This window comes from Bradyrhizobium sp. USDA3516, from assembly GCF_057651995.1.
This window is the reverse complement of the sequence record NZ_JBYGYN010000002.1, coordinates 772,870-791,831: the sequence shown is the minus strand read 5'-3', so window position 1 is coordinate 791,831 and position 18,962 is coordinate 772,870. Positions and strand designations below refer to the sequence as shown.

Genomic DNA, 18,962 nt, shown 5'->3' with positions numbered 1-18,962 from the left:
GACGATTTCGTGACGGGCGACGAAAGCTTGCCGGAACAGTTTTGAGGGGTCGGCGACCCCGATAAGGCAACCGGTCTGCACACAACGACAGGCCTTCCAAGAGAAGGGCTGCGGCGATGCCGCAGCCCTTTTTCATTGGGCACGGGGGCAAGCCGGAAGCGGTTTCCCGATGCCGCAAAACACTCTATGGTTGGTTCAAAGCCTCTGGCTGTTGACAAGTAATTACATAAAATCAAAGGCTTAAGGGTCGAGCTTCGGTCCGGCCGCCTTTGGAGGGCAGTTTGACTCGCTATATCTCGACCCGGGGCGAAGCCCCCGAACTCGGCTTTTGTGACGTGATGCTGACCGGTCTCGCCCGCGATGGCGGCCTGTATGTGCCGGCGGCATGGCCACAGCTTCCGAGCGAGACGATCGCCGGCTTCTTCGGTCGTCCCTATTGGGAGGTCGCGGTCGACGTGATTCGTCCCTTCGCCGGCGGCGAGATTTCCGACGCCGAGCTCGGACGCATGGCGAACGAGGCCTATGCCACCTTCCGCCATCCTGCGGTGGTGCCGCTGCGCCAGATGTCCCCGCACCAGTTCGTGCTGGAGCTGTTCCACGGTCCGACGCTCGCCTTCAAGGACGTGGCGATGCAGCTGATCTCGCGGCTGATGGACCATGTGCTCGAAAAGCGCGGCCAGCGCACCACCATCGTGGTCGCGACCTCAGGCGATACCGGCGGCGCCGCGGTCGAAGCCTTTGCGGGCCTCGGCAATGTCGATCTCATCGTGCTGTTTCCGCACGGCCGCATCTCCGAGGTGCAGCGGCGGATGATGACGACGACGGGCGCGGCCAACGTCCATGCGCTCGCCGTCGAAGGCACCTTTGACGATTGCCAGGCGCTCGTGAAGGGGATGTTCAACAACCATCGCTTCCGCGATGCGACCTCGCTCTCCGGTGTCAATTCCATCAACTGGGCGCGTATCGTCGCCCAGGTGGTCTACTATTTCACCTCCGCCGTCGCGGTCGGTGCGCCCGGGCGCGCGGTGGATTTCGTCGTTCCGACCGGCAATTTTGGCGACATCTTCGCCGGCTACGTCGCCAAGCGCATGGGGCTGCCGGTGCGCACCCTGCACATCGCCGCCAACGTCAACGACATCCTGGCGCGCACGCTGAAGACCGGCATCTACGAGGTGCGCGAGGTGCACGCGACGGCATCGCCGTCGATGGACATCCAGATCTCCTCGAACTTCGAACGGCTGCTGTTCGAGGCCGGCCGGCGCGATGCCGCCGGCGTACGCCGCCTGATGGAACAGCTGAAGCAGTCCGGCCGCTTCGTGCTGCCCGATGCGACACTCGCCGCGATCCGCGAGGAGTTCGATGCCGGGCGCGCCGACGAGACCGAGACAGCGGCTGCGATCCGCGCCGCCTGGCGCGAAGCAGGCGAGCTGGTCGATCCCCATACTGCGGTGGCGCTCGCCGTCGCCGACCGCGACACCACCGATACGAGGGTGCCGAGCATCGTGCTCTCCACCGCCCATCCGGCCAAATTCCCCGACGCCGTCGAGGCGGCCTGCGGCCAGCGGCCGCAATTGCCGGCCTGGCTCGACGGATTGATGACCAAATCCGAACACATGAGGGTGATGAAGAACGATCAGGTCGAGCTCGAGCGGTTCGTGCTGTCCGCCAGCCGCGCCGCAAAGCAGGGAGTTGCCGGATGAGCGTCGAGATGTCCAAGCTTGCCTCCGGCCTCACCGTCGTCACTGACGAGATGCCCCACCTCGAGACGGCGGCGCTCGGCGTCTGGGCCGGCGTCGGCGGACGCGACGAGAAGCCGAACGAGCACGGCATCTCCCATCTCCTGGAGCACATGGCGTTCAAGGGCACGACCAGACGCTCCTCGCGCGAGATCGTCGAGGAGATCGAGGCGGTCGGCGGCGACCTCAATGCCGGCACCTCGACCGAGACCACGTCCTATTACGCGCGGGTGCTGAAGGCCGACGTGCCGCTCGCGCTCGACGTGCTCGCCGACATCCTCGCCAATCCCGCCTTCGAGCCCGACGAGCTGGAGCGCGAGAAGAACGTCATCGTGCAGGAGATCGGTGCCGCGCAGGACACGCCCGACGACGTCGTGTTCGAGCATCTGAACGAGCTCTGCTATCCCGACCAGCCGATGGGCCGCTCGCTGCTCGGCACCGCCAAGACGCTGCGCGCCTTCAACCGCGACATGCTGCGCGGCTATCTGTCGACGCATTATCGCGGACCCGACATGGTGGTGGCGGCGGCCGGCGCGGTCGACCACGGCCAGGTCGTCGCCGAGGTCGAAAAGCGGTTTGCGAGCTTCGAGGCGACGCCCGGGCCGAAGCCGCAGGCCGCCCGGTTCGGCCAGGGCGGCGCCAAGGTGGTGCATCGCGAGCTCGAGCAGGCGCATCTGACGCTGGCGCTCGAGGGGATACCGCAGACCGATCCTTCGCTGTTCTCGCTGCAGGTCTTCACCAACGTCCTCGGCGGCGGAATGTCGTCGCGCCTGTTCCAGGAGGTGCGCGAGAAGCGCGGCCTCTGCTACTCCATCTATACCTTCCACGCGCCCTACACCGACACCGGCTTCTTCGGCCTCTATACCGGCACCGATCCCGCCGACGCGCCGGAGATGATGGAGGTCGTGGTCGACATCATGAACGATTCGGTGGAGACGCTGACCGACGCCGAGATCGCCCGGGCCAAGGCGCAGATGAAGGCGGGGCTGCTGATGGCGCTGGAGAGCTGTTCATCCCGCGCCGAGCAGCTCGCCCGGCATGTGCTGGCCTATGGACGGCCGCAGACGGTGCAGGAACTGGTCGCCCGGATCGACGCCGTCAGCATCGAATCGACGCGGGATGCGGCCCGTGCGCTGCTGTCGCGCAGCCGGCCTGCGGTTGTCGCATTGGGCAGCGGCAGGGGTCTGGACACGGCGGTGTCTTTTGCGGAAGGATTGACACGGGCGCGCGCCAAGGCGCGGCTGCATTAGGAGCCGCGCGCGGGCCTCGCCCCGGGAAGCATCACCATGGCCCTCTTTCGCCTGCCATCCAGTGGACCCGCCGCCCTGGCGCCGCGCGGCAACGGGCTGCTCCTGCGCGCGCCGCAAATGTCCGACTTCCTGCAATGGGCTCATCTGCGCGAGACCAGCCGTGACTATCTCACGCCTTGGGAGCCGATCTGGCCGTCCGACGATCTCACCCGGTCCGGCTTCCGCCGCCGCCTGCGCCGTTATGCCGAGGACATTGCCGCGGACCGCTCCTATCCCTTTCTGATCTTCCGCGAGCTCGACGGTGCCCTGGTCGGCGGCATCACGCTCGCCAATGTCCGGCGTGGCATCGTGCAGGCCGGGACCATCGGCTATTGGGTCGGCCAGCCCTACGCCCATCGCGGCTACATGACCGCCGCACTGCGGGTGCTGCTGCCGACGCTGTTCGGCGAGCTCAATCTGCACCGGGTCGAGGCCGCCTGCATCCCCACCAATGCGCCGTCGATCCGGGTGCTGGAGAAGTGCGGCTTCTCGCGCGAGGGCCTGGCGCGCCGCTATCTCTGCATCAACGGGGTCTGGCAGGATCACCTGCTGTTCGGCCTGCTGCACGAGGACTTCCGCGGCTGAGCGGCCTCATGGGTGCGGCCAAATCCCTTTTTGCTGCCTTGGGTTCGCCGATATTGGCGATATAACCCGGCCGGAACATTGTCATGGAGTACGGGTGTTGATGGTGCAGGAGCTTCGGTCATCGCGGACGAGATTGCGGCGGGGCGCAGCGATCGTGCTGGCATTATCGGTCGGGCTCGCCTCCGTCTCGCCGGTGGCGGCACAGTCGTTGACCGACCGCTTCAAGAGCCTGTTCGGCGGTAAATCCGACGAGCCGGCCGAGCCGAAGCCGGCGCCTGCGCCCGGACAGCCGGCCGAAGACGACCTCGATTGCCCGCAGGTCACGGTGCGCGCGGGGGCCTCGACCTACGCGGTCGGCGCCAGCGGCAAGCCGGCGGTCGGCAATGACATCCGCTTCCAGGCCTCGATTACCAAGATGGCGCGCGAATGCTCGCGCAGCAGCGCCGGCATCACGGCCCGGATCGGCATCCAGGGCCGCGTCATCGCCGGCCCCGCCGGGGCGCCGGCCTCCGTCGAGGTGCCGCTGCGCATTGCCGTCGTGCAGGGCGGCATCGGCGAGAAGGTGATCGCCTCGAAGGCCTACCGGACCACGGTTGCGATGTCGGAAGGCGGCAGCGTGCCCTTCACCTTCGTCGCCGAGGATCTGGCCTATCCGGTGCCGGCGCCCGCGGTCGCCGATACCTACATCTTCTATGTCGGCTTCGACCCGCAGGCGCTCTCGCCGGAGAAGGGGAAGAAGAAGAAATAGGGAAAGCTCGCGCCACAACCTCAACTGTCATTGCCCGCGAAGCGATGACACCGTGATTGTGGATGCTGTTCGACAAACAAAAAAGCCGGCGCTCATCGCGCCGGCTTTTTGATTGGTGAAGGCGAAGCCCTCAGTTCAGCTTCTGCCTGACTTCGTTGATGCCCTTGGCGAGCAGGTCGTCGGCGATCTGGCCCTTGACCGACTGCGACAGGATGGTCGAGGCGGCCTGAACGGCGGCTTCCGCGGCGGCGGCGCGGACATCGGCCAGCGCCTGGGCCTCGGCGAGTGCGATCTTGCTCTCCGCGGTCTTGGTGCGGCGGGCGACGAAATCTTCCATCTTCGCCTTGGCGTCGGCGGCGATGCGCTCGGCTTCGGCCTTGGCGTTGGCGATGATGTCGGCGGCCTCGCGCTCGGCCGTGGCACTGCGCGCCTTGTAGTCGGCGAGCACCTTGGCCGCCTCCTGCTTGAGGCGCGCGGCGTCGTCGAGCTCGGCCTTGATGCGGGCGGCGCGATGATCGAGCGCGGTCATCGCCGACTTGAAGACCCCGACATAGCCGAACACGACCATCAGGATCACGAAGGCGACGGCGACCCAGGTTTCAGGATTGAAGAACATCTCTGGCTAACCCTTCAAGGACGCGTCAACGGCGGCATTGACCGAGGCGGCATCCGGAATGACTCCGGTGAGCTGCTGCACGATCTGGCCTGCCGCATCGGCCGCGATGCCGCGGACGTTGCCCATGGCGGCCGTGCGGGTCGAGGCGATGGTCTTCTCTGCCTCGGCGAGCTTGGCCGCCAGTTGCTCCTCCAGCGTCTTGCGTTCGGCGTCCGCCTGCGCATTCGCCTTGTCGCGGGATTCGTTGCCGATCGCCTGCGCCCGCGAACGCGCCGAAGCGAGTTCGCCTTCATAGGCCTTCAGCGCAGCCTCGGACTGGTCCTTCAGCTTCTGCGCCTCGGCGAGGTCGCCCTCGATCTTGTTCTGGCGTGCTTCGATCGCACCGCCGACCTTCGGCAGGGCGAGCTTGGACACGATCACGTAAAGCAGGACGAAGAAGATCGCGAGCGACACCAGCTGCGAAGCAAAGGTGCTGCTCTCGAACGGCGGAAAGCCGCCGCTGTGATGACCGCCATCGGCTTCGGTGTGGGCACCCGCCGGTCCTTTTGCCCCGCCATGACTCTCGGCCATGGAGTACTCCTGTTGCTGTCACGCGCCGCTTCGGATGAAGCGGCGCGAAGAAGTCGTTCTTTAGAAAACGAACAGCAGAAGCAGCGCGATCAGCAGCGAGAAGATGCCGAGCGCTTCGGTCACGGCGAAGCCGAAGATCAGGTTGCCGAACTGGCCCTGAGCGGCCGAGGGGTTGCGGACGGCTGCGGCGAGGTAGTTGCCGAAGATCACGCCCACGCCGACGCCCGCACCGCCCATGCCGATGCACGCGATGCCCGCGCCGATAAGTTTTGCTGCTGCCGGATCCATTTTAGACTCCTTGGAAGAAAGATTGGGTTGTGGGTGGAAATTCCCCGGACCGCTCAGTGTCCCGGATGAATGGCGTCGTTGAGGTAGATGCAGGTCAGGATCGCGAAGACGTAAGCCTGCAGGAACGCGACCAGGATCTCGAGAGCGTACAGCGCGACCGTGAGCGCCAGCGGCAGCACGCCGCCGACCCAGCCGATGGCGCCGAGCGAGAAGCCCAGCATGGCGACGAAGCCCGCGAACACCTTCAGCGCGATGTGGCCGGCCAGCATGTTGGCGAACAGACGAATGCTGTGGGAGACCGGCCGCAGGAAGAACGACAGGACCTCGATGAACATGACCAGCGGCAGGACGTAGCCGGGGACGCCGTGGGGAACGAAGATCTTGAAGAATTTCAGGCCGTTCTTGGCGATGCCGTAGATCAGCACGGTGAAGAAGACCAGCAGCGCCAGCCCGGCGGTGACGATCAGGTGGCTCGAGACCGTAAAGGTGTAGGGGATGATGCCGACCAGGTTCGAGACGCAGATGAACATGAACAGCGAGAAGATCAGCGGAAAGAACTTCATGCCTTCCGCGCCGGCCGTCGAACGGATGGTCGAGGCGACGAATTCGTAGGAGATCTCGGCGACCGACTGCAGGCGGCCGGGAACCAGCTGCGAGCCGCTGGCGAGCATCAGGATCGAGATGATCGCGACCGCGATCAGCATGTAGAGCGACGAATTGGTGAAGGCGATCGTGTGATTGCCGATATGGCCCAGGGTGAAGAGAGGCTCGATGTTGAACTGGTGGATCGGATCGATTTTCATCAGCGCGGCATCTCTTGGTCTGCCGGGCATGCCGGCGGGTCTCGGTCTGCCGGCCGGGCCGGCCCGTACCGGCGAGGCCGGCACGATCATTCCTCTCCTGGCGGGACCAGCTTTACGAACCACCGCGCCTGTTTTGACCCGCGCCTGCCGATCTCACCACATTCACCACGCCGGTGACGAAGCCCAGCAGCAGGAACACGATGAATCCGAAAGGCGACGTCGACAGCAAACGGTCGAACCCCCAGCCAATCCCCGCTCCGACAGCGACACCGGCGACCAACTCGGAGGATAACCGAAAACCAAGCGCCATCGCCGAGGCTCTGGCCGCTTTGTCTCCATCGTCACCTGCGGGTTGCTCGGTCTTGGCCCTGCGGTCGCGAAATTCGGACAACCGCTGATCAAGATTTCCGAGCCGATCGGAAAGCGCGGCTTCCTCGGACGATCTATCGCGATCTCCATCCCCGCCGTGTCCCGTGCCCTGTGTCATGCAACGAAGACCCGAAACGCTGCGGCTGAATGGAAATTGCGCCCGTCACCCTCAAAAGCCGCGCGGACCATACTGATGGCCCATAATCAAGTCAAGCCAAGTCACGATTGCGTCGCTTCCGATTATGTAATTGATTTATTTAATGATATTGGCGCGCACAGCAGCGCTGCACACAGCGTGACGCCGCACCGCAGCAGGTCTGCCGGCGAACGGCGGACGCAGCCGTGCTTTCGCCGCGCTCGCGGGATCAAACAAGCCGCCGCGTTCGTTGATTTCGGGGGCGGCTTTTTGGCGGCGGATTGCCGGCTGCGGGTGTAGAATTGCAACCGCAACCGCAGCAGTGCCGGGGCGGAGACAACGATGAGACCTGCGACGTCATCCACGACATCATGGCTCGCGGCGGCGGCCGCGGTGATGGTGGTCAGCGGCGGCCTCGTGGCCGCGCAATCCGCGCCCGACGGCGAAAACGGCCGCTACAGCATGACGCCCATCCCCGAGGGCGTGCTGCGGCTCGACACGCGCACCGGCACGGTATCGACCTGCACCAAGAACGGCACCGGCTGGGCCTGCTACGCGGTGCCCGACGAACGTACCGCTCTCGACGCCGAGATCGGCAGGCTCCAGGCCGAGGTCGAGCGGCTGAAGGGACAGCTCGCGGCGGGGCCAACGGTATCGGGCAAGATCGACGAGGCGCTGCCGAAATCCGATCCGCTCAGGAAGCCCGAGCCCAAGGTCGCCGAGAGCGAGCGCAAGATCGAGATTCCGCTGCCGAGCGAGCAGGACGTCGACCGCATGATGTCGTTCCTGGAAAAGGCCTGGCGGCGGCTGATCGACATGGCCAACCGCGTGCAGAAAGACGTGTCGGGGAAGATCTGATGCGTGCCCCTCCATGACATCTGCCAGATCCGTCACCCGCTCCGCGCCATCGTCCGTGCAGGCCACGACCGTCACATCGTCACTGCTCACCGTGCAGACGCCTGGCCGCGGCTTCACCGATCTGACCAGCGAGGCCGCAAGATTCATCGCCGAGGCGCACGCGGGTGAGGGCGCATTGACGCTGTTCATCCGCCACACCTCGGCCTCGTTGACGATCCAGGAGAACGCCGATCCCTCCGTGCTGGTCGATCTCACCACGGCACTGTCACGGCTTGCGCCGGAGAACGCCGGGTGGACCCATGATACCGAGGGACCCGACGACATGCCGGCCCATATCAAGACCATGTTGACGCAGACTTCGCTCCAGGTTCCGGTGCTGAGCGGCAGGCTCGCGCTCGGCACCTGGCAGGCGATCTATCTGATCGAGCATCGCAGTCGCCCGCACCGCCGTGAGATCGTGCTGCAATTCATCGGCAGCAACCGATAACCACATAAAGCAAAACCGGCCGCGGAGACCGCGGCCGGTTCGTGTCGTCGATTGTTGCTGCGATCAGGTCGCCTTGATGTCGACGTCCTTGGTTTCCGGCAGGAACAGGAAGCCGATCACCACGGTAATCGAGGCGAAGATGATCGGGTACCAGAGACCGGCATAGATGTCGCCGGTCGAGGCCACGATGGCGAAGGCGGTGGCGGGCAGGAGGCCGCCGAACCAGCCGTTGCCGATGTGGTAGGGCAGCGACATCGAGGTGTAGCGGATGCGGGTCGGGAACAATTCGACCAGCATCGCCGCGATCGGGCCGTACACCATGGTGACGAACAGGACCAGGATGAACAGCAGGCCGATGATCGCCGCCACCTGCGGACGGAAGATGTCGAACGGATGCGACATCTTCACGATGGCGGCGTCACCCGCCTTGGGATAGCCAGCCGCCTGCACCGCGGCGAGAACCGCCGGGTTGCTGTCCTTGGCGTTGGTGTAGGGCACGTCCTTGCCGTTGACCACGACCTTCACGTCCGAGCCGGCCGGGCCCGAACTCGTCGTGTACCTGACCGACGATTGCGACAGGTAGGCGCGTGCGGTGTCGCAAGGCGCGGTGAAGACGCGGGTGCCGACCGGGTTGAACAGATCGCCGCACTTGGCGGGATCGGCCACCACCTCGACCTTGACCGACTCGATGGCCTTTTCCAGCGCCGGGTTGGCGTTGGACGTGATCATCTTGAAGATCGGGAAGAAGGTCAGCGCCGCGATCAGACAGCCGCCGAGGATGATCGGCTTGCGGCCGATCTTGTCGGAGAGCGCACCGAACACGATGAAGAAGCCGGTGCCGAGCAGCAGCGACCAGGCGATCAGGAGGTTGGCGGTATAGCCGTCGACCTTCAGGATCGATTGCAGGAAGAACAGCGCGTAGAACTGGCCGGTGTACCAGACCACGCCCTGGCCCATCACGCCGCCGAGCAGGGCGAGCAGCACGAGCTTGCCGTTCTGCCAGTTGCCGAAGGCCTCGGTCAGCGGCGCCTTCGAACCCTTGCCCTCTTCCTTCATCTTCTGGAAGACCGGCGATTCGTTCAGGCGGAGCCGGATCCAGACCGAGATGCCGAGCAGCAGCACCGAGACCAGGAACGGAATGCGCCAGCCCCACGCTGCGAAATCGGCCTCACCGAGCGCGGTGCGGGTGAACAGAATCACCAGCAGCGACAGGAATAGGCCGAGGGTTGCCGTGGTCTGAATGAAGGAGGTGTAGAAGCCGCGCTTGCCGTTCGGCGCATGCTCCGCGACGTAGGTCGCCGCACCGCCATATTCGCCGCCGAGCGCCAGACCCTGGGCCAGACGCAGCACGATCAGGATGATCGGGGCCGCGATGCCGATGGTCGCCGCGTTGGGCAACAGGCCGACGATGAAGGTCGACAGACCCATGATCAGGATGGTGACGAGGAAGGTGTATTTGCGGCCGACGATGTCGCCGACACGGCCGAACACGATCGCGCCGAACGGACGCACCAGGAAGCCCGCGGCAAACGCCAGCAGCGCGAAGATGTCGCGGGTTGCCGGCGGATAGGCCGAGAAGAACTGCGCGCCGATGATGCCGGCCAGCGATCCGTAGAGATAAAAGTCGTACCACTCGAAGACGGTACCGAGCGAGGAGGCGAGAATGACGAACCGTTCGTCCTTCGTCATCCCTCCCGCGCCTGCTTGAGACACAGCCATAGTCGACATGTTGAGTCGCTCCCCGAAAATCGTTTCCTCTCGCCCCCAGAATGTCCGGACGTGCCGGATCAGCCCAGGTCTTGCCCACAAGGTAACATCGGCGTGAAACCCTCCCCAATACGACTTTCGGCCTTGCGCAGCGACGCTGTGGTATCCGGCGGCGGCGTGCAAAGGCCAAGCCCAGGGGTTAACCCCTTTGCAGCAAAGGGATAATGTGCACTTGCATGCCACGGCCGCTCGGGGAAGAATTGACGCACCCGCGATCTGTTCGCCGACCCGGCGCGAACGACAGCAAGAGAACGATGAACGCTCCTTCGACCCATCTCGTCATCGCCGATGATCATCCCCTGTTTCGCGATGCGCTGCGGCAGGCGGTGGCGGGCGTTCTCCCCTCGGCCCGGATCGACGAGGCCGGATCCTTCGAGGATCTGACCAAGCTCCTGGAGCAGACCTCCGAGGTCGATCTGGTCCTGCTCGACCTCTCCATGCCCGGGATCTCCGGCTTCTCCGGCCTGATCTATCTGCGCGCGCAATATCCGGCGATTCCGGTCGTCATCGTCTCGGCCTCCGACGACAGCGCCACGATTCGCCGATCGCTCGATTTCGGCGCGTCCGGCTTCATCCCCAAACGGTTCGGGGTCGAGACCTTGCGCGACGCCATCCTCAAGGTGATGGAGGGCGACGTCTGGGTTCCCGCCGATACCGACCTGTCCGCCGCCGCCGACCCCGACATGACCCGCCTGCGCGACCGCCTGGTGACGCTGACGCCGCAGCAGGTCCGGGTGCTGATGATGCTGTCTGAAGGCCTTCTCAACAAGCAGATCGCCTACGAGCTCGGGGTCTCCGAGGCCACCATCAAGGCCCACGTCTCGGCGATCCTGCAAAAGCTCGGCGTCGAGAGCCGGACGCAGGCGGTGATTGCCGCGGCGAAGATCGCCGGCGGCCAGTGGAAGCAGGGCACGCCGACGGGCTGAGGTTTCGCCTCGCCAACTCGCGGACGTCCCGCATCACCCGACGCAGACCTTGATCTTGAGGCTGCGGCGCGGGTGCCTGTCCGTTGCACGTCGCAGTTTGAGGCTCCCGACGCGCCCCAAGGGATTGGGTCGTCGCAGCGCAAAACAGCAATCGCTGGGTCAATCGACCGCCAGGCAATAATTCTGCTTTACAGAAATTCGGATTCAGCGTAGACGTCGCGCATCCTGATCCGGCGAAAAGGGGCGGTCGTACGTCGTCACGAGCCGCGGATCGGGCTGCGGTGGACGCATGGCGCCGTCGCGGATGCGAAGCGCAGGGCGGGGTGATGGATTGAGCCTAGCCCCGTGAGCGCCTCGCAAGCCGCGTTGTACGAACGGCGTTGGTGCGTAACGGCAAAACCGTGTGGTCCCGGCCGTCGTTGCTACGGTCAAGCGCTTGCGGATGCGACATCTGCGCCAACCGGCGCGGTGTCGGTGACTTTCGTGAGGGCGAGGGAGGCCAGAGGGAACTCGGCTCCCGGGAGAGCGCGGCATAAGCCGTCCGACCATCGCGCAGGGAAGGCCGTGTGTTCGGCTTCACCTGTATGCTGCTGTGCGGTTCTCTCTGCGTGTGCATTTCGCGCAGCGGACCGCGGGTGCCGCCGGCACCCGGCCTTCCCTGCGCCCTCTCTTCCAAGAGGGCGTGAAGCGAAGCGCAAAACTCGGGCGAAACGCGCCGCGAGAATGAGAAGCCGTGTCTATCGTTCAAGAGCAGTTTCGTGCCCCGGACGCCATCAGCGCGTTTACGCGCGTCTTCGACGCGCTAGGCAGCGCCCCTTCAGCGATGCGCTGCAGAGGCGGGGGCCCATGCATCAGCAATCCGTGCAGTCTGCTGGGTCCCGGCTCGGCACCGCAACGCTGGCGCGTTCCGGCTTGTCCGGGACACGGAGTGCTGACGACGTGGCGGACGCTCGCAATTGCGCCTCACTCCGCCGCCACCATCTGCTGCGTGCGCCACTGCCCGAGCAGGGCGCGGAGCGAAGCCGGTTTCACTGGCTTGTTGAGCACCGCGATCTTCTCCTCGCGTGCGGCCAGCTGCACGGCGGGGCTGCGATCGGCGGTGATCAGGATCGCAGGGATGCCATCGCCGAAGCGGCGGCGGATCTCGCGGATCGCGGCGATGCCGTTGCCGCGGTCGAGGTGATAGTCGACGAGAAGGCCGGTGACGCGCTTGCCGGCGGCCTCGATTGCGGCGATCGCTGCTTCCGGATCGGCGACCGCGATGACCTCGGCGTCCCAGGCCGTCAGCAGCGTGCGCATGCCGTCGAGGATCGCGGCATCGTTCTCGATACAGACTATCAGCGCCCCTGCGATCGGCGTGCGCGCCAGCGGCGTCGCGCTGGTGACCGCGGCCGTGAGCGTGATCGCTTTCGCCGTGGGCACCGTCACCGAGAAGACCGAGCCGCCGCCGACATTGGAGCCGATGGCGATGCCGTGGTTGAGCACGCGCGCCAGCCGTTCGACGATCGAGAGCCCGAGGCCCAGGCCGCGCGCGATCCGCGCGCCTTGCTCCAGGCGGTGGAATTCCTTGAAGATCTCGCCGCGCTTGACCGCGGGGATGCCGACGCCGGTGTCGTAGACGCAGATCTTGAGCGAGGCGCCGCGGCGGCGGCAGCCGACCAGCACGCGGCCGCGCGGGGTGTACTTGATCGCGTTCGAGATCAGGTTCTGCAGCAGCCGCCGCAGCAGCAGGCGGTCCGACTGCACCGGCAGCGAGCAGGGCACGAAGGCGAGCTCCAGACCCTTGGCGCGCGCGATCGGCGCGAACTCGATTTCGAGCGAGCGCATCAGATCGGCCATCTTGAAGCTCGAGATCGAGGTCGTCATCGCGCCGGCGTCGAGCCTGGAAATGTCGAGCAGCGCGCCGAGAATTTCCTCGATCGCCTGCAGCGATTCGTCGATGTTCTCGACCAGCCGCGTCTCCTCGCCATTGTGCTGGCGCTCGACGAGACTCGTGACGTAGAGCCGCGCCGCATTCAGCGGCTGCAGGATGTCGTGGCTGGCGGCGGCGAGGAAACGCGTCTTGGAGATGCTGGCGTCCTCCGCCGCGCTCTTGGCGATGGCCAGCTCCGAGTTCAGCCGCGTCAGCTCCTCGGTGCGGTCGCGCACGCGCTTTTCCAGCGTCGCATTGGCGCGCTCCAGCGCTTCCGCGGCTTCGAAGGTCGGCGTGACGTCGGTGAAGGTGATGACGAAGCCGCCGCCGGGCATGCGGTTGGTGAGCACCTCGATCACCATGTGGCGTTCCGGCAGGCGCTCGAGATAGGGCTCGCTGTCGGTGGTGTAGGCCGCAAGGCGCCGTTCCAGCAGGGCCTCCCGCTCGAGCGGATCGTTCGGATCGCCGAGGCCGATGAATTCCAGGATCTCGCGCAAGGGCGTGCCGAACTGGATCAGATGCAGTGGCACGTTGAGGAGGTCGCCGAACTGCCGGTTGGAGCAGATCAGTTGCAGATCGGCGTCGAACACGGCGATGCCCTGGCGCACATGGTTGAGCGCGGTCTGCAGAATCTCGCGATTGAAATGCAGCGCGGCATGCGAATCGTCGAGCAGCTTCAGTGCGGCCTTGGCGGAGACCGTCCGCTTGCGCAGCAGCAGCGACATCACGAGGCGAGAGGAGGCCGCGCCGATCGAGGAGGCAATCAGGTGCTCGGCGTGTTGCAGCAGCTCGAAATCGGCGGGCGCACCGGGCTCCAGCCGCACGTTGCGCCGCGCCGAGAAGGCCTCGAAGGAATGCCGCGCGCGGTCGGGCCCGAGATATTGCGCCACCGTGGTCTGGATGTCCTGCACGGTGACCGTGGTGCGCCAGCGGCGGAAGCTCGGGGAGATCGGTGCGAGCGTGTCGGGCACGAACAGATCGGCCTGCAGCAGCTCGATGGAGGATGGCCGGCGTGCCAGCGACAGCAGCACATAGGTCAGGATGTTGAGGGACAACGACCAGATCACGCCGTGCATCAGCGGCGGCAGGTCGGCGCCGAACAGTGCCTGCGGCCGCAGCGCCTCGATGCCGAACGGGCCGTGCTGCAGCAGCAGGATGCCCGATGTCGAGGAATCCACGAAGCTCGGCATGAACAGCGTGTAGAGCCACACCGCAAAGCCGACCAGCATGCCGCCGATCGCCCCGCGCGCGGTTGCGCGCCGCCAGAGCAGGCCGCCGAAGAAGCTCGGTGCGAGCTGGGCGATGGCGGCAAAGGAGAGCAGGCCGATCGCCGCGAGCTGGGTGCTGCCGAGCGCGCGATAGTAGAAATAGGCCATCACCATGATGGAGAAGATAGCAAGGCGCCGCGAGCGCAGCAGGAAGTTGCTGAAATCGGCACCGCCGGCGCGCCCCTCCGGCCGGCGTTGCAGCACCAGGGGCACCACGAGGTCGTTCGAGACCATGATGGAGAGCGCGACGCATTCGACGATCACCATCGCGGTCGCCGCCGACAGCCCGCCGACGAAGACGGCGACGCTGAGCAGATCCGCGCCGGCCTCGATCGGCAGGGCCAGCACGTACATATCAGGGTCGGCCGCGCCGAACGGGAAGGTCACGAGGCCGGCGAGCGCGATCGGGATCACGAACAGGTTGATGGCGACGAGGTAGAGCGGAAACAGCCAGCGCGCGCGGCCGACCTCGGCATCCGAGGAATTCTCCACCACGCTGACGTGAAACTGGCGCGGCAGCAGCATGATCGCGCACAGCGACAGCAACGTCATGGTCAGGAAGTTGCCGATGGACGGCGAATAGTTGATGGCGCGCACCGCTTCCGGCGTCCTCATCGCGCGCTCGATCAGTTCATGCGGCGAGAACATCCAGAAGGTGACGAAGATGCCCGCGGCGAGGAAGGCGACCAGCTTGATGATGGATTCGGTCGCGACCGCCAGCATCAGGCCGTGCTGGTGCTCGGTCGCGTCGGTCTGCCGCGTGCCGAACAGCACCGCGAAGGCCGCCATCGTCAGCGTCACCATCAACGCCATGTCGCCGAGGATCGGGATGTGCGAGAAGGCCTGGTCTTCGCTCAGGATCGTGCCCAGCGAGGAGGCCACCGCCTTGAGCTGGAGCGCGATATAGGGCACCGAGCCGATGATCGCGATGGTGGCGACGGTGGCCGCCACCGCCTGGCTCTTGCCGTAGCGGGCCCCGATGAAGTCGGCGATCGAGGTGATGTTGTGGGCCTTCGCCAGCTGGATCACGCGGCGGAGCACGCCGGCCCCCAAGCCGATCATCAGGATCGGGCCGAGATAGATCGCGAGGAAGTCGGTCGAGGTGCGGGTGGCGAAGCCGACCGAGCCGAAGAAGGTCCATGACGTGCAGTAGATCGCCAGCGACATCGGATAGATCAGCCCGGAGGCGCGGCCGCGCCCGGCCGGCGAGCGGCGGTCGCCGTGGCTCGCCACCAGGAACAGGAAGCCGATATAGCCGAAGGCGGCGGCGATCACGCCCCAATCGTGCAGCATGGGTCGGGGGCTCTCTCCCAGGGCACCGGCGGCGCCCGAGCTCATTTTCCCTGTAAACCTAGCGCGTTGAGCGGACGCAAGCGACAGCGAAATGCCGTGCTGGGGGAGGAACTGCTGATGTCGTTAAGCGTGCACCGCCGGGGCCTACCCTCCCCTGGAAAGGTCCGGGACGAGCTTAGCTCGCCCGTGGCCGAGCGCGCGCAGCGCGAGCGGGGTGGGGCGATCCCTCCACACGGGCACTCTTGGATGGGGAGAGACCGTCACCCACCTGGCGGGGAGGATGAGAGTGCGGCGCTAGGTTCGCTTCCGGCGCAAATGGACGATGACGTCGAGCCGCGCGACCTCGTGGCCGGGAAGCGCCTCGGGCATCCTGGTGAAGGCGACGCCCTCGGCAACGTCGATCAGGACGTCCTCGCCTTCGAGATAGAAGTGCGGGTGCACGGACGTGTCGGTGTCGAAGAACGACTTGATGCCGTCGGCCGCAATCCGCCGCAGCAGGCCTGCTTCGGTGAACTGGTTCAGCGTGTTGTAGACCGTGGCTAGCGACAGATACGCGTTCGCGGCCATCGCCTCCTCGTAGAGACTTTCTGCGGTGACGTGACGATGGCCGCCGAGGAACAGCAATCGACCGAGCGCCAGGCGCTGGCGTGTCGGGCGCAGGCCGGCATTGCCGAGCAATAGCAGGCAGTGCTGCACGCCCGCATCCGGCGCCGGCTCGAGACCGGCGACATCAGATCCGCCGTCGTCATCCGCACGGATCGTCGTGGCCTGAATGTCCATCCATCGTCTCACGGCTCGAGCAAACAGGATACGCAGCTGCGTCCCGCTACTTGCTATTCGATTGCAAAAGCCGGGTGTCGGCTTTGATTCGGATCAAATTTGGCCTCGACCGCCTCTGACCTGGCGCAAGGCGGTCCGGCCCGTCCCCGGCCAGAATGCGCGCGCATCGATGAGGTTCGCATGTCCAAGCCGGTTCCCGACAAGGCAGAAGTCGCGCTCGAATATCCCGACAAGTTCTATGTCGGCACTTTCGAGCATTCGTCCCGCTTCGAGGCGAAGCTCGACGGCAGCGGCGTTGCGCTGGTGCTGCAACATCCCGGCGCGGCCGACGAACGAAAATCGGTGCACCTGCACATCAACTTCGGCCTGCTGGCCGGCATCCTGCGGGAGCTCGCCGGCAGCGTCGCCGCGATCCCTGCGGACGACATCGCGCACCGCGAGCAGCTTGCCGAGGCGCTCGACGAATTGCGGCGGGCGCTCGGCGCAAGATGACGGGCTGATGCTTTTGGTCGCAGGCGCGCACTTGTGCACCGCCCCGGCATGCTCTCGTCACTTCTGAATGCCGCCCGATCGCTCGGAGCGGGCCGATCTACCGCGCCATCGCACGGCGGAAAAACAGGACGAGTTGTACATTTTTTGTGCGAGCACTGTCGCGACTTTCATCTTGCCGCACCGAACGGGACTGTGTGAGCCTCGATGGCGGATGGGGACTGGGATGGACCGACCGTCGCTTTGCGCGCGAGGGCGCGTGCGAAGCGTTGCCGGCTGGTCTCGCTTGAGAAAGATTACGACATGCCAAAACGAGTGTTGCTTGGTCTCCTCCTGGCTTGCGGCCTTGCGGCCCCTGCGCTGGCACAAGAGCCGAAGACGGGAGGCGTGATCAATGCCGTGATCCAGCCCGAGCCGCCCGGCCTGATGCTTGCCCAGGTCCAGAACGGCCCGACCCAGATGGTCTCGGGCAATATCTTCGAAGGCCTCTTGCGCTACAGCCCCAAGCTCGACCCGCTGCCGGAGCTCGCCGAGAGCTGGAGCGTCAGCGAGGACGCCAAGACCTATACCTTCAAGCTGAAGAAGGGCGTGACCTGGCACGACGGCAAGCCCTTCACCGCCGCCGACGTGTTGTTCTCGCTCGAGATGCTGAAACAGACGCATGCCCGTGCCCGCACCAATTTGGGGCAGGTCGACAAGGTCGAGGCACCGGACGATCATACGGTGGTCTTCACGCTGAAGCAGCCGTTCGGCCCGTTCCTCGGCATTTTCGAGGTCGGCTCCATGCCGATGGTGCCGAAGCATCTCTATGCAGGCACCGACTGGAAGACCAACCCCTACAACAACGCGCCCATCGGCACCGGGCCCTTCATGTTCAAGGAATGGCAGAAGGGCTCGTTCATCCGCCTGGTGAAGAATCCGAACTACCACGAGAAGGGCAAGCCCTATCTCGACGAGATCTACTGGCAGATCATCCCCGACGCCGCCGCGCGCTCGGTGGCATACGAGACCGGCAAGGTCGACGTGCTGCCCGGCGGTTCGGTGGAGAATTTCGACGTGCCGCGGCTGTCCAAGCTGAAGGACACCTGCGTCACCGGCGCCGGCTGGGAATTCTTCTCGCCGCTGGCCTGGCTGTGGCTGAACAACCGCCAGGGCCCTCTCGCCGACAAGCGGGTGCGGCAGGCGATCATGTATGCGGTCGACCGCGACTTCGCCAAGGACGTGATCTGGAACGGGCTCGGCAAGGTCGCCACCGGCCCATCGGCCTCGACCATCAAGTACTACACCGACGACGTGAAGAAATATCCGTACGATCCGGCCAAGGCCAAGGCGCTGCTGAAGGAAGCCGGCTACAAAGGCGAGAAGATCCGCCTCTTGCCGCTCGCCTATGGCGAGACCTGGCAGCGCTGGGGTGAAGCCGTCAAGCAGAACCTCCAGGACGTCGGCATGACCATCGAGACGATCGCCACAGACGTTGCCGGCGGCAACCAGAAGATCAGCGACTGGGACTACGACATCGCCTTCACCTATCTCTACCAATACGGCGACCCCGCGCTCGGAGTGGGACGCAATTACATCTCCAGCAACATCGCAAAGGGCCAGGTCTTCAACAACGTCGAGGGCTATTCCAACCCGGAGATCGACAAGCTGTTCGCCGAGGGCGCGGTGGCGACGCCGGATTCCAAGCGCAAGGAGATCTACGAGAAGGCGCAGAAGATCCTGGTCGAGGACGTGCCCGTGGCCTGGATGCTCGAGCTGCAATTTCCAACCATCATGCGCTGCAAGGTCAAGAACCTGATCACCACGGGGATCGGGGTCAATGACGGCTTCAAGGACGCATGGCTCGAGAAGTGAGCGCATGCCTTCCTTCACCTCTTCCCGCTTGCGGGGAGAGGTCGAATATGCGCGAAGCGCATATTCGGGTGAGGGGGTACAGGTCCATCGGCATTCTCACACGTGGAGAGAGGCCCCTCACCCCAACCCTCTCCCCGCAAAAGAGCGGGGCGAGGGAGCGCACTGCCCCAGTGGCTAAAGGCTACGTC

General features: G+C 65.4%; 18 protein-coding genes. 10 read left to right on the top strand and 8 right to left on the bottom strand.

Annotated features, from left to right (window positions below; all coding sequences use genetic code 11):
• The first annotated feature begins 281 nt into the window (after nucleotides 1–281).
• The 4 genes from thrC to AC24YW_RS09590 all read left to right on the top strand — a co-directional run bounded on the left by thrC (nucleotide 282) and on the right by AC24YW_RS09590 (nucleotide 4,358).
• Entirely contained in the window at nucleotides 282–1,700 is a 1,419-nt protein-coding gene (thrC, locus tag AC24YW_RS09605) for a threonine synthase (RefSeq protein WP_487482482.1), read from the top strand.
• Nucleotides 1,697–2,986: a M16 family metallopeptidase gene (locus AC24YW_RS09600; protein WP_487482481.1), complete on the top strand. Its 1,290-nt coding sequence runs from the start codon at nucleotides 1,697–1,699 to the stop codon at nucleotides 2,984–2,986. The genes thrC and AC24YW_RS09600 overlap by 4 nt, the downstream gene beginning before the upstream one ends.
• A 36-nt stretch (nucleotides 2,987–3,022) precedes the next feature.
• Complete coding sequence (locus tag AC24YW_RS09595; protein ID WP_035996611.1) at nucleotides 3,023–3,610, top strand: GNAT family N-acetyltransferase; 588 nt, start codon at nucleotides 3,023–3,025, stop codon at nucleotides 3,608–3,610.
• Nucleotides 3,611–3,710: 100 nt separating this feature from the next.
• Nucleotides 3,711–4,358, top strand: coding sequence for a hypothetical protein (locus AC24YW_RS09590; protein ID WP_487482480.1), 648 nt, complete (start codon nucleotides 3,711–3,713; stop codon nucleotides 4,356–4,358).
• 130 nt (nucleotides 4,359–4,488) lie between these two features.
• Here AC24YW_RS09590 and AC24YW_RS09585 read toward each other — a convergent pair whose 3' ends face one another.
• The 5 genes from AC24YW_RS09585 to AC24YW_RS09565 form a co-directional block, all read right to left on the bottom strand.
• Nucleotides 4,489–4,974 carry a F0F1 ATP synthase subunit B family protein gene (locus AC24YW_RS09585; protein WP_487482479.1) on the bottom strand — a complete coding sequence of 162 codons (486 nt, stop codon included), beginning with the start codon at nucleotides 4,972–4,974 and terminating at the stop codon, nucleotides 4,489–4,491.
• Between the two features lie 6 nt (nucleotides 4,975–4,980).
• On the bottom strand, nucleotides 4,981–5,544 hold the full coding sequence (locus AC24YW_RS09580; RefSeq protein ID WP_487482478.1) for a F0F1 ATP synthase subunit B family protein: 564 nt from the start codon (nucleotides 5,542–5,544) through the stop codon (nucleotides 4,981–4,983).
• 60 nt (nucleotides 5,545–5,604) lie between these two features.
• Complete coding sequence (locus AC24YW_RS09575) at nucleotides 5,605–5,832, bottom strand: F0F1 ATP synthase subunit C (RefSeq protein ID WP_018643436.1); 228 nt, start codon at nucleotides 5,830–5,832, stop codon at nucleotides 5,605–5,607.
• Between the two features lie 53 nt (nucleotides 5,833–5,885).
• On the bottom strand, nucleotides 5,886–6,635 hold the full coding sequence (locus AC24YW_RS09570) for a F0F1 ATP synthase subunit A (RefSeq protein ID WP_487482477.1): 750 nt from the start codon (nucleotides 6,633–6,635) through the stop codon (nucleotides 5,886–5,888).
• Nucleotides 6,636–6,747: 112 nt separating this feature from the next.
• A complete protein-coding gene (locus AC24YW_RS09565; RefSeq protein WP_487482476.1) occupies nucleotides 6,748–7,122 on the bottom strand; it encodes an AtpZ/AtpI family protein in 375 nt (124 codons plus the stop codon).
• Between the two features lie 75 nt (nucleotides 7,123–7,197).
• On the opposite strand from AC24YW_RS09565, the gene AC24YW_RS09560 reads away from it, so the two are divergent.
• From AC24YW_RS09560 to AC24YW_RS09550, 3 genes are read left to right on the top strand one after another with little or no spacing between them, the layout of a single operon-like run.
• Nucleotides 7,198–7,440, top strand: a complete 243-nt coding sequence (locus AC24YW_RS09560) for a hypothetical protein (RefSeq protein WP_487482475.1) — start codon at nucleotides 7,198–7,200, stop codon at nucleotides 7,438–7,440.
• A 42-nt stretch (nucleotides 7,441–7,482) separates the two neighbouring features.
• Nucleotides 7,483–7,998 carry a hypothetical protein gene (locus tag AC24YW_RS09555; RefSeq protein WP_487482474.1) on the top strand — a complete coding sequence of 172 codons (516 nt, stop codon included), beginning with the start codon at nucleotides 7,483–7,485 and terminating at the stop codon, nucleotides 7,996–7,998.
• Between the two features lie 13 nt (nucleotides 7,999–8,011).
• The gene (locus AC24YW_RS09550; RefSeq protein ID WP_487482473.1) at nucleotides 8,012–8,485 is read left to right on the top strand and encodes a secondary thiamine-phosphate synthase enzyme YjbQ; all 474 of its coding nucleotides are present in this window, start codon (nucleotides 8,012–8,014) and stop codon (nucleotides 8,483–8,485) included.
• A gap of 63 nt (nucleotides 8,486–8,548) precedes the next feature.
• Here the strand turns inward: AC24YW_RS09550 and AC24YW_RS09545 are convergent, their stop codons facing one another.
• Nucleotides 8,549–10,174: an MFS transporter gene (locus AC24YW_RS09545; RefSeq protein ID WP_487482472.1), complete on the bottom strand. Its 1,626-nt coding sequence runs from the start codon at nucleotides 10,172–10,174 to the stop codon at nucleotides 8,549–8,551.
• 332 nt (nucleotides 10,175–10,506) lie between these two features.
• On the opposite strand from AC24YW_RS09545, the gene AC24YW_RS09540 reads away from it, so the two are divergent.
• On the top strand, nucleotides 10,507–11,178 hold the full coding sequence (locus tag AC24YW_RS09540; RefSeq protein ID WP_487482471.1) for a response regulator transcription factor: 672 nt from the start codon (nucleotides 10,507–10,509) through the stop codon (nucleotides 11,176–11,178).
• Between the two features lie 963 nt (nucleotides 11,179–12,141).
• Here AC24YW_RS09540 and AC24YW_RS09535 read toward each other — a convergent pair.
• Together AC24YW_RS09535 and irr are read right to left on the bottom strand one after the other, a co-directional pair.
• Nucleotides 12,142–15,651, bottom strand: a complete 3,510-nt coding sequence (locus tag AC24YW_RS09535) for a PAS domain-containing hybrid sensor histidine kinase/response regulator (protein WP_487482470.1) — start codon at nucleotides 15,649–15,651, stop codon at nucleotides 12,142–12,144.
• Nucleotides 15,652–15,945: 294 nt separating this feature from the next.
• Entirely contained in the window at nucleotides 15,946–16,431 is a 486-nt protein-coding gene (gene irr / locus AC24YW_RS09530; RefSeq protein WP_487482469.1) for a Fur family transcriptional regulator Irr, read from the bottom strand.
• Between the two features lie 180 nt (nucleotides 16,432–16,611).
• Here irr and AC24YW_RS09525 point away from each other — a divergent pair, with 180 nt between their 5' ends.
• Nucleotides 16,612–16,923 carry a hypothetical protein gene (locus AC24YW_RS09525; protein WP_487482468.1) on the top strand — a complete coding sequence of 104 codons (312 nt, stop codon included), beginning with the start codon at nucleotides 16,612–16,614 and terminating at the stop codon, nucleotides 16,921–16,923.
• Nucleotides 16,924–17,223: 300 nt separating this feature from the next.
• Nucleotides 17,224–18,774, top strand: a complete 1,551-nt coding sequence (locus AC24YW_RS09520) for an ABC transporter substrate-binding protein (RefSeq protein ID WP_487482467.1) — start codon at nucleotides 17,224–17,226, stop codon at nucleotides 18,772–18,774.
• Nucleotides 18,775–18,962: the final 188 nt, after the last annotated feature.

Coding starts and splice junctions, on each gene's coding strand:
- AC24YW_RS09600 (WP_487482481.1), top strand. CDS start 1,697: ATGAGCGTCGAGATGTCCAAGCTTGCCTCCGGCCTCACCGTCGTCACT.
- AC24YW_RS09595 (WP_035996611.1), top strand. CDS start 3,023: ATGGCCCTCTTTCGCCTGCCATCCAGTGGACCCGCCGCCCTGGCGCCG.
- AC24YW_RS09590 (WP_487482480.1), top strand. CDS start 3,711: ATGGTGCAGGAGCTTCGGTCATCGCGGACGAGATTGCGGCGGGGCGCA.
- AC24YW_RS09585 (WP_487482479.1), bottom strand. CDS start 4,974: ATGTTCTTCAATCCTGAAACCTGGGTCGCCGTCGCCTTCGTGATCCTG.
- AC24YW_RS09580 (WP_487482478.1), bottom strand. CDS start 5,544: ATGGCCGAGAGTCATGGCGGGGCAAAAGGACCGGCGGGTGCCCACACC.
- AC24YW_RS09575 (WP_018643436.1), bottom strand. CDS start 5,832: ATGGATCCGGCAGCAGCAAAACTTATCGGCGCGGGCATCGCGTGCATC.
- AC24YW_RS09570 (WP_487482477.1), bottom strand. CDS start 6,635: ATGAAAATCGATCCGATCCACCAGTTCAACATCGAGCCTCTCTTCACC.
- AC24YW_RS09565 (WP_487482476.1), bottom strand. CDS start 7,122: ATGACACAGGGCACGGGACACGGCGGGGATGGAGATCGCGATAGATCG.
- AC24YW_RS09560 (WP_487482475.1), top strand. CDS start 7,198: ATGGCCCATAATCAAGTCAAGCCAAGTCACGATTGCGTCGCTTCCGAT.
- AC24YW_RS09555 (WP_487482474.1), top strand. CDS start 7,483: ATGAGACCTGCGACGTCATCCACGACATCATGGCTCGCGGCGGCGGCC.
- AC24YW_RS09550 (WP_487482473.1), top strand. CDS start 8,012: ATGACATCTGCCAGATCCGTCACCCGCTCCGCGCCATCGTCCGTGCAG.
- AC24YW_RS09545 (WP_487482472.1), bottom strand. CDS start 10,174: ATGACGAAGGACGAACGGTTCGTCATTCTCGCCTCCTCGCTCGGTACC.
- AC24YW_RS09540 (WP_487482471.1), top strand. CDS start 10,507: ATGAACGCTCCTTCGACCCATCTCGTCATCGCCGATGATCATCCCCTG.
- AC24YW_RS09535 (WP_487482470.1), bottom strand. CDS start 15,651: ATGCTGCACGATTGGGGCGTGATCGCCGCCGCCTTCGGCTATATCGGC.
- irr (WP_487482469.1), bottom strand. CDS start 16,431: ATGGACATTCAGGCCACGACGATCCGTGCGGATGACGACGGCGGATCT.
- AC24YW_RS09525 (WP_487482468.1), top strand. CDS start 16,612: ATGTCCAAGCCGGTTCCCGACAAGGCAGAAGTCGCGCTCGAATATCCC.
- AC24YW_RS09520 (WP_487482467.1), top strand. CDS start 17,224: ATGCCAAAACGAGTGTTGCTTGGTCTCCTCCTGGCTTGCGGCCTTGCG.